Annotated in this window: 11 protein-coding genes; 6 read left to right on the top strand and 5 right to left on the bottom strand. The window is 60.8% G+C overall.

The features are described 5' to 3' along the window. The coding region (locus H0W47_RS16290; protein WP_296926267.1) for a hypothetical protein at positions 1 to 229 on the bottom strand (229 nt) is incomplete at its 3' end. Between the two features lie 44 nt (positions 230 to 273). Between H0W47_RS16290 and H0W47_RS16285 the strand changes: the two genes are divergently transcribed. The 6 genes from H0W47_RS16285 (at position 274) to H0W47_RS16260 (ending at position 4,960) form a co-directional block, all read left to right on the top strand. Then, complete coding sequence (locus H0W47_RS16285; protein ID WP_367265422.1) at positions 274 to 777, top strand: DUF2867 domain-containing protein; 504 nt, start codon at positions 274 to 276, stop codon at positions 775 to 777. Then, positions 774 to 1,100, top strand: coding sequence for an antibiotic biosynthesis monooxygenase (locus tag H0W47_RS16280; RefSeq protein ID WP_296926263.1), 327 nt, complete (start codon positions 774 to 776; stop codon positions 1,098 to 1,100). The genes H0W47_RS16285 and H0W47_RS16280 overlap by 4 nt, the downstream gene beginning before the upstream one ends. A gap of 81 nt (positions 1,101 to 1,181) precedes the next feature. Then, a complete protein-coding gene (locus H0W47_RS16275) occupies positions 1,182 to 1,679 on the top strand; it encodes a MarR family winged helix-turn-helix transcriptional regulator (protein ID WP_296926261.1) in 498 nt (165 codons plus the stop codon). Positions 1,680 to 1,794: 115 nt separating this feature from the next. After that, positions 1,795 to 2,469, top strand: a complete 675-nt coding sequence (locus tag H0W47_RS16270) for a response regulator transcription factor (protein WP_296926259.1) — start codon at positions 1,795 to 1,797, stop codon at positions 2,467 to 2,469. 91 nt (positions 2,470 to 2,560) lie between these two features. Next, positions 2,561 to 4,003 carry a sensor histidine kinase gene (locus H0W47_RS16265; RefSeq protein WP_296926257.1) on the top strand — a complete coding sequence of 481 codons (1,443 nt, stop codon included), beginning with the start codon at positions 2,561 to 2,563 and terminating at the stop codon, positions 4,001 to 4,003. A 162-nt stretch (positions 4,004 to 4,165) separates the two neighbouring features. Continuing rightward, positions 4,166 to 4,960 (top strand): gamma-glutamyl-gamma-aminobutyrate hydrolase family protein, encoded by a 795-nt coding sequence (locus H0W47_RS16260; protein ID WP_296926269.1) that lies wholly within the window; start codon positions 4,166 to 4,168, stop codon positions 4,958 to 4,960. A 78-nt stretch (positions 4,961 to 5,038) separates the two neighbouring features. On the opposite strand, the gene H0W47_RS16255 is transcribed toward H0W47_RS16260, so the two are convergent. The 4 genes from H0W47_RS16255 to ltrA form a co-directional block, all read right to left on the bottom strand. Next, positions 5,039 to 8,509 carry a PAS domain S-box protein gene (locus H0W47_RS16255; RefSeq protein ID WP_296926256.1) on the bottom strand — a complete coding sequence of 1,157 codons (3,471 nt, stop codon included), beginning with the start codon at positions 8,507 to 8,509 and terminating at the stop codon, positions 5,039 to 5,041. A gap of 177 nt (positions 8,510 to 8,686) precedes the next feature. Beyond that, on the bottom strand, positions 8,687 to 11,647 hold the full coding sequence (locus tag H0W47_RS16250; RefSeq protein ID WP_296926254.1) for a DNA topoisomerase III: 2,961 nt from the start codon (positions 11,645 to 11,647) through the stop codon (positions 8,687 to 8,689). Then, the gene (locus H0W47_RS16245) at positions 11,644 to 12,168 is read right to left on the bottom strand and encodes a TlpA disulfide reductase family protein (protein ID WP_296926252.1); all 525 of its coding nucleotides are present in this window, start codon (positions 12,166 to 12,168) and stop codon (positions 11,644 to 11,646) included. Before H0W47_RS16245 ends, H0W47_RS16250 begins: the two co-directional genes overlap by 4 nt. Positions 12,169 to 12,392: 224 nt before the next feature. Continuing rightward, complete coding sequence (ltrA, locus tag H0W47_RS16240; RefSeq protein WP_296926250.1) at positions 12,393 to 14,126, bottom strand: group II intron reverse transcriptase/maturase; 1,734 nt, start codon at positions 14,124 to 14,126, stop codon at positions 12,393 to 12,395. Positions 14,127 to 14,316: the final 190 nt, after the last annotated feature.

The raw sequence follows: 14,316 nt of genomic DNA, 5'->3' as shown, positions 1-14,316 counted from the left end.
GATCCGTTCTTGCGTACACTTTGGCATTGGCAGTCCCCGGTTGCAATTGACATCGAACACCAATGACAACGCGCTTCGGCACGGGGCTGCCGACTCCTGCTAATGAAATATCCGGGCTAACACGCGCGAAAGCTGGGATGAAGGCAGCCCCGCACTGAACAACCGTGAGGCGGACCGAATCAAGCTTGTTCATATTGACAAAGGCCGGAGGTGGCGATAAAGTGACCATACATACTGTATTGAAATGTCAGAAAGTTTCATGAATCAACGCGCATGCAGGTGCGATGTTCCGCCCGATGCGAAGATTTTCGCGAGCCTTCCAGGTCATCACTACCAAGATGCTTTCAAGCTCCTGCTCACCCCAGGAGACGAGCGCAACATGGAGCAGTTACTTGCCGCCAGGGGCACCGGTCTGCCGGAGCGGTGGCTGGCCCGAATTCGCGATGCGTTGGTTGCACCGTTCGGCTTGAAGCCCATCGGCAAACGCGGCATGGCACCGTTCGAGCGCCTGGAGCTCAACGCCGAGGAGGCCAACTACGCGATTTACGCCATCGACGACCGCCACGTCGACGTCCGAATTGCCTACCGATCCGAATCCCGGGGGGGGGGCAACGGCTACTCGTGGCCACAACGCTTGTCCGCGTCCACAGCGCCTTCGGGTGGATGTACCTGTGCGCGATCCTTCCGTTTCACTTTTTCATCGTCCGAAGGCAGCTGGAGCGCATTGCTGCCGGCCACCCAAACCCTCATCAACCTCAAACCACAGGCATCCCATGAAAAATCATTTGCAACTTTGGACCACTGATCTGGCGACAGGCTTCGGTGCGCGCTTTGACGAACTCGCCGCGACGGACTCGGTGGCATTTTTCAAAACCGTCCCCGGATGTGTCGGCGCCGTTTTCTCACGCTCCGAGAAAAAAGGCTACGTCTTGACTGCGTGGACCGACGAGGCCAGCGCCGCCGCTGCGTCCACTTCGCAAGCCTACGGGGAGGCGGTTCAACGCATCGTCAAGTCCGGCGTCATGGCCGGAGAGCAATCACTGGAGTCGCTCACTGTTTCAGGCCGCTTCTTCGCCGCTGCACCTGCCTTTCAACTCTGAGCCAACGCGGCCGGCCGGGGTCGGCGAACATTGAACCCATCTTGGTCAGCTTGCCTGATCAAATGATTTATCATTTTCGGCATGGATTCAAGCCTTGCTTCAGCTCCGGTTCCCGCCGATCAGGAAAACTGGCGCCTCACCCACCTGGGCCGTCTGCTGGGCCATGCGCTGAGGCGCTTTGATGAGCGCGTGCTGGTGCTGATGGCGCGCAATGTGGACGTGCCGCTGGCGCTGTCGAATCTGGCCGCACGTGCACAGGTTGGGGCCGCGCATATCCACATCACACGGCACCTGGCCGTCGGCGGCTCGCGCCTGACCGATCTGGCCGCCAGCGCCGGCATGAGCAAACAGGCCATGGGTGACCTGGTGGACCAGTGCGAAGCCTGGGGCCTGGTGACCCGGGAACCCGACCCGCATGACAAACGCGCCCGGATGGTGATGTTCACCGAATCAGGCCTGCACTGGCTGCAGGCTTTTCGCACCGCCGTCAGCCAGGCAGAGGCGGAGTTCAGACAGGCCGTCGGCACCGATGTGGCCACAGTTGTTGCCCTGGGACTGGAAGCCTATGCTGGAACCTGACGCGTGTCAGCAAAGCGGGGGGCATAAAAGCCTAGAATTTAGAAAACGGCCACAGAGCCGTTTCGCCCTGAGCGTCCGCCGGACCGCGTGGGGCACCCCCAATCAGGAGACAAGCATGCGCATATTGATTGCCGAAGATGACCAGGTCCTGGCCGACGGCCTGCTCCGCACCTTGCGTGCCTCGGGCGCTGCCGCCGACCATGTGGCCAGCGGCACTGAAGCCGACGCCGCGCTGCTGACCAACACCGAATTTGATTTGCTCATCCTCGATCTGGGCCTGCCGCGCATGCACGGGCTGGAAGTGCTCAAGCGCCTGCGCGCTCGCGGCTCGGCCCTGCCGGTGCTGATCCTCACGGCGGCTGACAGCGTCGAAGAACGCGTCAAGGGCCTGGACTACGGCGCCGACGACTACATGGCCAAACCGTTTTCGCTGCAGGAACTCGAAGCGCGTGTGCGCGCCCTGATCCGCCGCGGCATGGGTGGCGCCAGCAGCACCATCAAACACGGCCCGCTGGTCTACGACCAGGCCGGGCGCGTGGCCACTATCGACGGCCAGATGGTCGAGCTGTCGGCGCGCGAACTTGGCCTGCTTGAAGTGTTGCTGCAACGCGCCGGCCGCCTGGTCAGCAAGGACCAACTGGTCGAGCGCCTGTGCGAGTGGGGCGAAGAGGTCAGCAACAACGCGATCGAGGTGTATATCCACCGTTTGCGCAAGAAGATCGAAAAAGGCCCGGTGCGGATTGCCACTGTCCGGGGACTTGGTTATTGCTTGGAGAAGATTCCTGGTTGAATCCCGGCAATCCGTTCGCCCTGAGCTTGTCGAAGGGTCTTGTCGTCCGCCACCCGGCTTCGACAAGCTCAGCCCGAACGGAAGGTGAGGAATGGCTTTAAGACTTTTCCAGCGCGAACGCCGCAGCCTGTTCGGTGAAATCCTGGACTGGATGCTCACGCCGCTATTGCTGCTGTGGCCCATCAGTCTGGCACTGACCTGGCTGGTGGCGCAGAACATTGCCGGCAAACCCTTCGACCGCGCGCTCGAGTACAACGTGCAGGCTTTGGCCAAGCTGATCGTCGTCAAGAACCGGCAGGTGCAGTTCAACCTGACTGCGTCGGCCCGCGAGATCTTGCGGGCCGATGACACCGACCTGGTGTTCTACCAGGTGCTGGGTGCGCGCGGCGAATACCTCAGCGGCGAGCGCGAGCTGCCCCTGCCGCCCGAGGAAGAAATGGGGCTTGAAGGCGAGGTCCGTCTGCGCGAGGACGTCATGCAGGGCCAGGGTGTGCGCGTGGCCTATACCTGGATCAAGGTGGAGGCGCCGGGTGCCCGGCCCATCCTCGTTCAGGTTGCAGAAACCCTGGAGAAGCGCAAGACCCTGGCCACCGAAATCGTCAAGGGCGTGATGGTGCCGCAGTTTGTCACGCTGCCGCTGGCAGTGCTCCTGGTGTGGCTGGCGCTGGTGCGCGGCATCAAGCCGCTGGACCAGCTGGAAAAACGCATTCGCGCGCGCAAGTCCGACGACATGAGTCCGCTGGACGAAACTGTGGTGCCCGAAGAGGTGGCGCCACTGGTCTCGTCGATCAACGACCTGCTGAGCCGGCTCAAGGTCTTGCTGACCACGCAAAAGCGCTTTCTGGCTGACGCCGCCCACCAGCTCAAGACACCACTGGCCGGCCTGCGCATGCAGGCAGACCTGGCGCAGCGCGAAACCGATGCAGACGAGCTGAAAAAGTCTCTCAAACAGATCGGCCGTGCCAGCGTGCACGCCACCCACACGGTTAACCAGCTGCTGGCGCTGGCGCGCGCCGAAACCACCGGTCGCAGCCTGGCCAAACAAAAGGTGGAGGTAGTGCAGGTGCTTGCCGACGCTATCCAGGATTCGGTGCCGCGCGCGCTTGAAAAACACATCGACCTCGGTTATGACGGCCCGTCCGCCGGCGAGCAAGCCAGCCTGCTTGAGGCCAACCCCACCTTGCTGAAAGAGCTGGTGCGCAACCTGCTCGACAATGCGCTGAACTACACACCCGAAGGCGGCCAGGTCACGGTGCGCCTGCTCACCGACCGCTTCAGCGGCGTGATGGTGCTGCAGGTCGAGGACTCGGGCCCGGGCATCCCGGCTGCAGAGCGTGCACTGGTGTTCCAGCCCTTCTATCGCACATTGGGCACCAATGTCGACGGCTCGGGCCTGGGCCTGGCCATCGTTGAGGAAATCGCCAAGCAGCACGGCGCCACCGTCATCATCGAAGACGCCTTTCCCGGGAACACCCCACCCGGCACGCGGCTGACCATTCGTTTCATCGGTGTTGCCGACCTGCCGCTGGAATGAGGCCTTGTCCGGCAATGCAACCAGCCCCCGACCGCGCGCAGGGGCATGCCCGGCTGCCTACACTTGGGGGCTAACTTTTTCCGGAGAGATGCCCCGCACATGAGTCCCAAGTCCCACACCCTTCCCGCCGCCGAGGCCAGCGCCAGGGAAAGCCGGCGCCACATGCGCACCCGCCTGAAAATCGGCCTGTCGGCATGCTTTTCCCATGCTGACCCGACCCGATCCCTGTTCACCGGCAAGACGCTGCAGTATGTCGAGCAGACCGTGGCGCACTGGATCATGTCCTCCGGGGCGATGGTCGTCATGGTGCCTTGCCCCACCGGTGCAACGCAACGCGGCGACGTCAACTTCGACGACTATGCGCAATGGCTGGACGGCCTGGTGCTGCATGGCGGCGCCGATGTCTGGCCCGGCAGCTACGGTGAGGAGCCGCTCGAAGAGCGCTGGGCCGGCGACCGCGTGCGCGACGAGTACGACAAGGCCCTGGTGGCCTCGTTCGAAAAAGCCGGCAAGCCGGTCTTCGGCATATGTCGCGGGATGCAACTGCTCAATGTTGCCTTCGGCGGTACGCTGTACCAGGACATCGCCACCCAGGTGCCCGAATCCTTCGTACACCGCGACGCCGTGAGCTACGACCAGAACTTCCACAGCGTGGAGATCGTGCAGGGCACGCAGCTCTCGCGCCTGTACCCGGGCGTGGAACGGGTGCGCGTGAACAGCATCCATCACCAGGGCATCAAGGACCTGGCGCCCGAGTTCGTTGCCGAGGCCTTCAGCGTTGACGATCACATCGTCGAGGCGATACGCCGCAAGGACCCGGCAAAAAGTTACATCGCCGCGCTGCAGTGGCACCCCGAGTTTCATCAGCCGGGCTCGGACACGATTGACGACGCCGCGGTGCTGGAGGATTTTTTGTCTGCGGTGAAAGAAGCAAAGAGCCGGTCGCCCGCCGGGTAAGGCAAGGCTTCGGTTGATGATCAAATCGCCGTCCGGCCCCTGATTTACCTGCGCAACCCGCTACTGAATTAGTAGCAATCAGTTCAAATCGCCGAATCCCGAATGGTCAGAGTGCGCCGGTCCAGGCAAAGTGAAGAAGAAGGTGGCGCCCTCACCGGGGCGGGCATCGGCCCAGATGCGCCCGCCATGGCGCATGATGATGCGGCTGACTGTCGCCAGCCCCACCCCTGTGCCGGGGTATTCGGTCACAGCATGCAGCCGCTGGAAGGTGCCAAACAGCTTGTCGGCATAAGCCATGTCAAAGCCCGCACCATTGTCCCGGACATAAAACGCAACAGCTTCCTCGCTGTATCCCACCGCAATCTCGGCCTGCGCCTGCCTTGACGAAAACTTCCAGGCGTTGCCCAACAGGTTCTCCATCGCTGCGTGCAACAAGCGGCCGTCACCGCGGACGGACAAGTTTTTTTCAATGTGGATAGTCACTGCACGACCTGGCTCACGGGATTGGTACTGCTCAAGGATATTCCGCGCAATCTCGCTCAGGTCGACCTGGTCACGGCGCAAAGCCACGCGTGAAACCTGCGCCAGAGCCAGCAAGCCCTCGATGAGATGGCCCATCTGCTGAACACCTGCCTGGATGCGCGAGAGGTAGTGCCTGACCTTCGGATCCGCCGTGCCGCCCAGGTGGCGTGCCAGCAGGCTGCTGAAACCATCCACTGTGTTCAGCGGCGAGCGCAGGTCATGCGAAACCGAGTAGGAAAAGGCCTCAAGCTCCTGGTTTGACACGCGCAGGGCGGTTTCAACCGCCTTGAGTTCGGTGATGTCCGCATCAATGCCGACCCAGAACAAGATCTCGCCGGAGTCGTCCCGAACCGGTGAGGCGCGGTAGGACATCGTGTGGTAGCTGCCGTCCTGTGCCATGAGCCGCCGTATGCCGGTGTAGATTTCGCCCGTTCTTGCGCAACGTATCCAGTTGGCCATGACCTCCCCCTGGTCATTGGGATGGACCGCCTTGAACCATTGCGTACCGAGCCAGTCGTCCGGGGCGCCGCCCATGAGTTCGTACCAGCGGCGGTTGACGTAGGTCAGCCCGCCACGCACGTCAACAGTCCACACCACCTCAGGCGCCTGCTCGGCGAGCGCGCGGAAAAGTGCTTCGTGACGTGTCAACTCGGCGGTGCGCTCACTCACCTTGCGCTCAAGACTGCTGTTGAGCAGCTTGAACTGCTCGAACAGCCTGGCATTTTCCATGGCAATTGCAGCCAGCTGGGCCAACTCCACGGCCACATATTCGTCCTGCAAGCTGAACTCGCCCTCATACTTGTCGGAGAGCTGCAGCAGACCGATGTTATGCCCATCGCGGCCGGTCAACGGCACAGCAAGCAAGCCGCGCATGGCCAGGTGACCGGAAGAAGGTGCGCCCCCACCGCGCCAGCTGGGATGTGCTTCAAGCGCATCCTGCGTCAAGCGCACAGGCTGGTTGGTGGCGCAAACCAGCGCGTAAATTCCCGATGCGTCCGGCGGTCGCAGAGGGTCGCGGCAGGAAGCGTACTTGTCAGACAGTGACAGCGAAGTGGCCACGTGGCTCTTGTCGTCGCCATTTGTCAGTGTGACCACCGCCTGGTGGGTGCCGATCACGCCCCGCGCCTGGTCCACCACCTCCTGCATGGTCGCCTCCAGCGTCAATTGCGCCGTGATGGCCTGAATCGCATCGGAAGAGCGCTGCAACGTAAACAGGTGGCTTTGCAGACTCTCTTCGGCCTCGATCTGGGCCGAGACGTCGTACACCACGACAAAGCGTGCCGGTTGGCCGGCATGGACAATGTGACGTGAAATCGGTCGCGCCCAGAAAATGCTGCCGTCCTTGCGCTGGTGTCGCACGGTCAGGCGAGGATCTTCCTTGCGATCTATCGGCGAGGCGGCGAGCCATCTGTCCAGCAGTGCACGGTCTTCCTCCGGCCTCAGGTCGTACAGGGTCATGGCCAGAAACTCGGATTCGGAATAGCCGTAGTCCTCGATGGCCGTTCGATTGACGGCCAGAAAACGGCGGGATTCCTCGGCAAACACCCACATCGGTGACGGCCCCGATTCAAACAGATTTGAATAACGTTTTTCGCTTTCGGCCAGGGCCTGCTCGGCAAGCTTGCGCGCTGTGATGTCCTGACCCACACCAACCAAGCGCGTAACGCTGCCATCCGCGGCCAGCACCGGGTAGGCTCGGTCAGATATCCACCGCTCCTCGCCGTCGGGCCGGAGAATACGAAACTCGATCTGGGTGGGATGTCCCGCGCGCTGCAAGTCAGAAGCGTCACTCATTTTTTGCCGGTCCTCGGGATGAACCGAGTCGCGCAGGGTATGCGCGTCGTCATACAGGCTCTGGCAACTGCGTCCCCACACGGTTTCGTAGGCCGGACTGACATAGTGGACGAGGGCGGTTTTCGCATCAAAGCTGTAAAACACCTCCTCAATGTTGCGAACCAGTTCTTGAAAACGGGCGTCGCTGCCCTGCAGGGCCTGATGGGTCTTCTCCCGCTCTATGGCCAAGGCCAGTGTCCGCTCGCCTTGCAGGTAAGTGACACAGATGCTGCCGGCGTATTTCACCAGCGCTTCAATACACCGCTGCTCCTCGTCGGTATACCCTCCTTTGCGGTTGGCCAGTGCCACCACGCCGCAGACCTCCTGGCCTGCACGAATGGGCACGCCCAGAAAATTGTGCATGGGCGGGTGCCCCTGAGGCCGTCCCGCAGCATGCGGATGATGATCAGGCTGGTTGGCGACCACCACCTGCCCGGTGGTGACGGCCCTGCCGAAAAGGTTGTCCAGAGTTTCGAAGACCATGTAGCCGTCCTGCTCGTAGTTGGCCATGGCGCGTTCGTAAAACTCCCGGTTGATCGTCTGGTCCCAGACAATGCCCTCCATCGCCAGCACGCGCAACTTCTTGCCCTCGACCACCACGCCGATGAAACCGTATTCGCTTTGGGTTTGGGTCAGGGCACCCCGCAGCAACCGGCTGAAGGCGCCCTTCCAGTCTGCCTTGTCAACGTAGGCGGCCAACGATTCCGTGATCGCCGTGAGGGTTTGGGTCTGACTCGCGAGGTGCTCTGCGCTGCTGCGTAAGCGCTGTTCACTGTCGATCAGGGCCAGCTCCGCCTGTTTGCGTTCTGTGATGTCGGTGACAAACCCCTCCAGCCAAAGCAGCTCGCCCTTGGCAGAGCACACTGCACTGCCCTGCTCCCATACCCACTTGACGGTCCCGCCGGCAGTCACGAGGCGGTAGGTCAGGCGAAAGGGGGCGCCCTGTCGAATGGCATCCTGCACCCTGACCTGCACATCCGCCCGGTCATCGGGATGAATCAGGTCGCCGTAGCGCACGCCTTCTGCCCCGGTCAGTACTTCCGGCAAATAACCAGTCAAGGCCAAAGCGCCCGAGCTGACAAAACTCATGGTCCAGTCGGCGTCATTGAGACAGCGGTAGGCCATGCCGGGCAGGTTATCGAGCAACCGGCTCAGCGACAGCGCGTTTTCACCGTGGCGTTCAGGAACTGACATTGGAGGGCTGGATGAGGCCTGGAGCACGCCCGGCGGGGACGAACCGTCAGCTCCCGAAGGGGTAATCGCTCAAATGTTAGTCGCAAATCCACCTGCGCACCAGCCCGGTCTTCACCTGTTGACAGGACGCCCCGGCCGCACCCCCGGATCGGCAGCGCGGAGCTCAGGCGCGGTCAGTCAGCTCAAGTGCTTCCCGACAATCCCCGCCAGCTCAAACATCGTCACCTGCGGCTTGCCGAAAACGGCCAGCAGCTTGGCGTCCGCGTTGATGGCGCGTTTGTTCGCCGCGTCCTGCAGGTTTTCAGCCTTGATGTAGTCCCAGAGCTTCTTGATGACCTGGGTGCGGGCCACCGGCTCTGAGCCAATCACTGCGGCCAGCGCTTCGCTGGGTTTCAGGCCGCTGCCGGGCTTGGCAACGCGCGCAACTTTCGGTTTCGCGACCTTGGCGGCCGGTGTCTTTTTGGCGGCAACCTTTTTGGTCGCCACTTTTTTGGCAGCAGGCCCTGCGGTTTTGGCTGCAACGGTCTTACCGAACGGTGTCTTCACCGTGCCGGTCCGCGGCGGGCCGGCTGTTTTGCGCGGTGGAAATTTCGAAGGCGCAAACTCGAAGTTGACCTTGCCGGCCTCGGCGTCCCAGGCCAGCATGGCCTTGAACGGGCGGCGTGTGCGCATGGAGACAAACTTGTCGAGCAGGTCGGTTTTGCCGTCGGTCAGCAGCTTGACCATCTGCTCGCGCTCCACCGGTTGCTGCAGGATCACCTGACCGGTCTTGAAGTCGCAACTGGGTGTGGGCTGCGCATTCGTCGGTACGGATTTATCACACACGTAATTTTTGCCGTGCTCGAAAACACCGCCGCCACATTTGGGGCAAGCCCCCAATGACTGCTGCGCACTAAAGTCCACAATCTCGCCGGTCTCGGCGTTCTTGTCATCGCCAAAGTCAAACTCCAGCTTGTAGTTCTTGGTTTCTTCATCAAATTTGATGACCATCTCGGCGGTGAATGGCCAACCCGCTTTGGAGCGAAAGCCGTCAAGCGGACCAATCTTTTTGTCGCGCAAAAACTGCTCCACTTCGGCCACCTCAAAAGTGCGGCCTGCAGGCGTTTTGCCGAACGAGAAGCCGCAGCCTTCGCCTTTTTTACCGGTGCAGGTGTAGCGCCGGTAGTTTTCCTTGATGACCCCACCGCAATTAGGGCAAGGCGCGGTGAGGGTCGCGTAGTCGCCGGGAATCGTGTCCTTGTTATAACCCTTGGCCTTGGCCACCAGGTTTTTCGTCATGTCGGCAATCTCGGCCATGAAGGTCTCGCGGCTGAGATTGCCTTTTTCCATTTGGGCGAGCTTGTGCTCCCAGTCGCCGGTGAGGTCCGCGCGGGAAAGCTCTTCCACGCCCAGACCGCGCAGCAAAGTCATCAGTTGAAACGCCTTGGCGGTGGGAATCAGCTCGCGGCCTTCACGCAGCATGTACTTCTCGTTGATCAGGCCCTCAATCGTGGCCGCGCGCGTGGCAGGTGTGCCCAGACCTTTTTCCTGCATGGCTTCACGCAGCTCATCGTCGTCAATCGTCTTGCCCGCGCCTTCCATGGCGCCGAGCAGCGTGGCCTCCGAATAGCGCGCCGGGGGCCGGGTTTTCAGGCCTTTGGCTTCCACCACTTCGGCGCGCACCATCTCACCGGGTTTGACGGCGACCAGGGTCTTGCTGTCCTTCTCGTCGGTGTTTTCGTCTTCGGCTTCCTTGCCGTAGATGGCCAGCCAGCCCGGCTTGACCAGCACCTTGCCCTCGGTCTTGAAGCTGTGGCCGACCGACTGCGAAATACGCGTGGTGACGAGGTACTCGGCGCTCGGAAAAAACACCGCCATGAAGCGGCGCACCACCAGGTCGTACAGCTTTTGCTCAGCGTCACTCAAACCGCTGGGCGCCTGCAGCGTTGGGATGATCGCAAAGTGATCACTCACCTTGGCGTTGTCAAAAATGCGTTTGCTGGGCTTGATGTAGTTGCCCTTGATGGCCGTGGCCGCATGCGGCGCCAGGTGTTTCATGGCACTTCCGGCCAGCATCTCAAAGGTCTGTTTGACCACCGGCACATAGTCTTCAGGCAGCGCCCGCGAATCGGTACGCGGGTAGGTCAGCGCCTTGTGGCGCTCGTACAGGCTCTGCGCAATCGACAGCGTGGTCTTGGCAGAAAAACCGAACTTGCCGTTGGCCTCGCGCTGCAATGATGTCAGGTCAAACAGCAGGCCGGAGGCGGTGGTCGATGGCTTGCTTTCTTCGGTCACCGTGGCGGACTTGCCGCGCACGGCTTCGGCAATCGCCCGCGCTTCCTTTTCAGTCCAGACGCGGTCAGCCTTCAGCTCGGCATCGGGCTCGGCACCTTCTCCGTTAGCGGCATTGGCGGCGGCCTTCTTCCATTTCGGGTCAAACCACTTTCCCGGGTACTCACCGGCCTCGGCCAGGAAGGTGGCGTGGATTTCCCAGTAGTCACGGCTGACAAATTTGCGGATTTTTTCCTCGCGTTCGACCACCACCGACAGCGTCGGTGTCTGCACCCGGCCGACCGTCGTCAAAAAGAAGCCTCCGTCACGCGAGTTGAAAGCCGTCATGGCCCGCGTGCCATTGATGCCGACCATCCAGTCGGCTTCGGAGCGGGAGCGCGCCGCGTCGGCCAGGCCCTGCATCTGCTGGTCGCTGCGCAGGCTCTCGAAGCCCTCGCGGATCGCCGCTGGCGTCATCGACTGCAGCCACAGGCGCTTGATCGGGTGTTTGCTCTTGGCGTACTGCTGGATCAAACGGAAGATCAGCTCGCCCTCACGGCCCGCGTCACAGGCGTTGACGAGCGAGCCCACGTCCTTGCGTTTGGTCAGCTTGACGATGGCATTGAGCCGCGTCTTGGTCTTGTCCATCGGCTTGAGGTCGAAGTAGGGCGGAATCACCGGCAGGTTGGCAAAACTCCATTTACCGCGCTTGACGTCAAACTCCTCCGGCGCCTGGATCTCGACCAGGTGGCCCACTGCCGAGGTGATCAGCCACTTGTCGCTCTCGAAATATTCGTCGTGTTTTTCAAACTTGCCGGCCGTCGGCGTGATGGCGCGGACGATGTCCTGCGCCACCGAGGGCTTTTCTGCAATCACAAGGGTCTTCATATGTACTTCTTCAAACCTTCAACATCTTCGGGGAACATTTCCCCGGCTTCTGCAAATATGACTTTGCCGCTGCGTCCGTCCAGCGCCACCTTGAGCACCACCACCACCGGCAATCCGGCCGGCTTGGGCAACACTTTCGCAACGGCCGGCGTCAGCATGCCTGCGGGAAAGCTGTAGCCCTTGCTCTTCATATAGGTGGCGGCGGCTTCGGGCTTGCTGTCGATCGACAGCGCCAGCACCTCCAGCCCCCGCGCCCGGTTGGCGCGCCACAGGGCCTCGATATGGGGCGACTGCACTGCACAAAACGGGCACCAGCTGGCCCACCAGTACACCACAAGCGTCTTGCCGCCCACCGCAGCCGGGTTCCAGGCACGCCCGTCCAGCAGGCTCAGGGCCGGCAGCGGCAAGCTGCTGCCAGGCTTGGGCAGGGGGCTGTCCGACCCACGCGCCCAGACGCGCGCGGCCACGCCGGCGGCGGCCAGCGCAGCCAGCGAGTGCATCAGGTTTCGTCGGTTAAACATCGTCGGGCGGTCTCGGGTCACAGGGTCGCATCACTACAATACGGGCTTCGCGCGTACGCACGCGCGCACCCGCACGGGCGCGCACATGGGAGGGTAAGGAGGAAGCATCGCTGCTTCCTCCTCCCCTAAGAACCGTACTTGCGACTTTCACCGCATACGGCTCACGCACGACCACTGGTTTCATAGCATCATCAGGCTGCATAGCCCTAGTCTACTTCTCCAGATTAAAGTCCCCGTACTGGGACCGGCTTGGTAACCTCCAAACCTAGGATATGAACACGCGTATGACAGATTGGATGCAAAAGCACCCGATTGGATAATGCGTCTGAGCCTCCGTGCATTCTGTAGACGATATGGTGGTCGTCACAATCCGCTAAAGACTCAATCGGCATACTGCACAGAGCACAGTTACCGTTTTGAGAGTCAAACAGCTTCTTCCTAGAGGCATCCACGAGGTCTTGCGACATACGTTTAACCCGCAGGCCTTCGCCATATGCTTCCCATACCGGATCAAAGGGGTTGTAATCCCCCTTGACCTTCACATGGCGCACGATTTTTGTATCAGCAAGCTTATACAAATACAGCGGCCATGCATGCGTTGACGCACCATCTTTCGACTTGTCATCCATCAAGACATCTGCGGCAAATTCCCACCGTGTGTCTGGCTTTCGCCAGTAGCGGTTCTTCACCCAGAGCTTGCTCTTGCGGGGGTGACGCCTCAAGCCCCAGCGCATCAGCTTCCAGTAAATCTGAAAGTCCAACTTGCTAAAAGTCTGCTTCGCCACAACCCCTCTGTGATAGTTTGCCCAACCCCGCAGAACAGGGTTGAGTTTGGCTATCAGCACTTCAGTTTGCACCGAGATCGACTTGGAAATAATTTCCTTCACCTTGTCGTAGTGCGCCTTCACGCTTTTCCGACTTGGTTTGATGAGCAGCTTTCCAGAGTATTTCCTGAAATTCCACCCTAGGAAATCGAACCCTTCGTCAATCTGTACGATCCGCGTTTTGGCCTCGGACAGTTCAAGTCCCCGCTCGCGCAGAAACTGCTCTACCCATGGCCTGACCAGCGTTTCCAGCAACTCTTTCGAGTCGCCAGTCACCACAAAGTCGTCCGCGTATCGCACCAGATTAACTTTAGCCTTCGGGCCTTTTACTGAACCTAGGGACGCACGGATGTGCGCCTGTAAGCCCCGTTCCAGACCGTCCAACGTCCAGTTCGCCAATGTCGGCGAGATGGTCCCGCCTTGCGGCGTGCCCTCATCCGTACTCACCAGTTGACCTTTGTCGACAACTCCACACTTGAGCCACTGATTCAATATGCGTTTGTTCATAGGAACATGGCGCAATAACCAGTCATGGTTGATGTGGTCGAAAAACCCGCTGATGTCTGCATCCAGAACCCATTTGGCCGAGGCTTTTGTGGATAGCGATACAAACAACTGCGCACAAGCATCTTTCGTACTTCTGCCTTTCCGGAACCCGAAAGAGTTCGGATCGGCCCTGCACTCGGACACTGGCTCTAGCCCCAACAGGTGAAGTGCCTGAGTGGCTCTATCCAGCATCGTAGGGATGCCTAGCGGTCTTTCTTTGCCGTTAGCCTTTGGAATGTAGACCCGTCGCAGTGGACTGGCTTTGTAATCCCGCTGGCCTAGCTTTTCAATGGCTTTCCATTTCTTCAGTGGCGTGTCCCAGAGTTCGCGGTCGGTGCCAGCCGTCCGCTTTCCTTGGTTTGTCGTCACCTTCCTGACCGCCAATGCCTTGGCCTGCCAGGATCTGACTAAACCTCGTTGGAGCCTCGTGGCTCGTCGGAAGTCTTCGTCTTTCGTTGCCTGCGCTATGCGCGATTGCGCCTTACCTACGAACAGAGTCACTGCCTTCCAATCAATGGAATGCCACTCGCACTGTTGTTCGTCTGTAGGCGCAGCATCTGCGGCATTGCTGCCTTCGATGTTTTCCATACTGCCTCCAGTGATGTCGTTGACACCCAGTGGACGCACACACCCCAAGGGGTTTGTGCCCCCCTAGGGAATCTCTGCAAAACTCAGCCAACCGGTGAGTTCTGAGAAGCGTTATATGTCGATGAAACAAATCAGCCTTGCTGCCAGCGGATACGAGCTTGTCACCAAGAGGACGCGCAAGCGCGTGTTC

Source organism: Polaromonas sp., from assembly GCF_013817205.1.
Taxonomy (GTDB): Bacteria; Pseudomonadota; Gammaproteobacteria; order Burkholderiales; family Burkholderiaceae_C; genus Polaromonas.
Note: the sequence above shows the minus strand (reverse complement) of the source record. Positions and strands in the feature narration are given on the sequence as shown.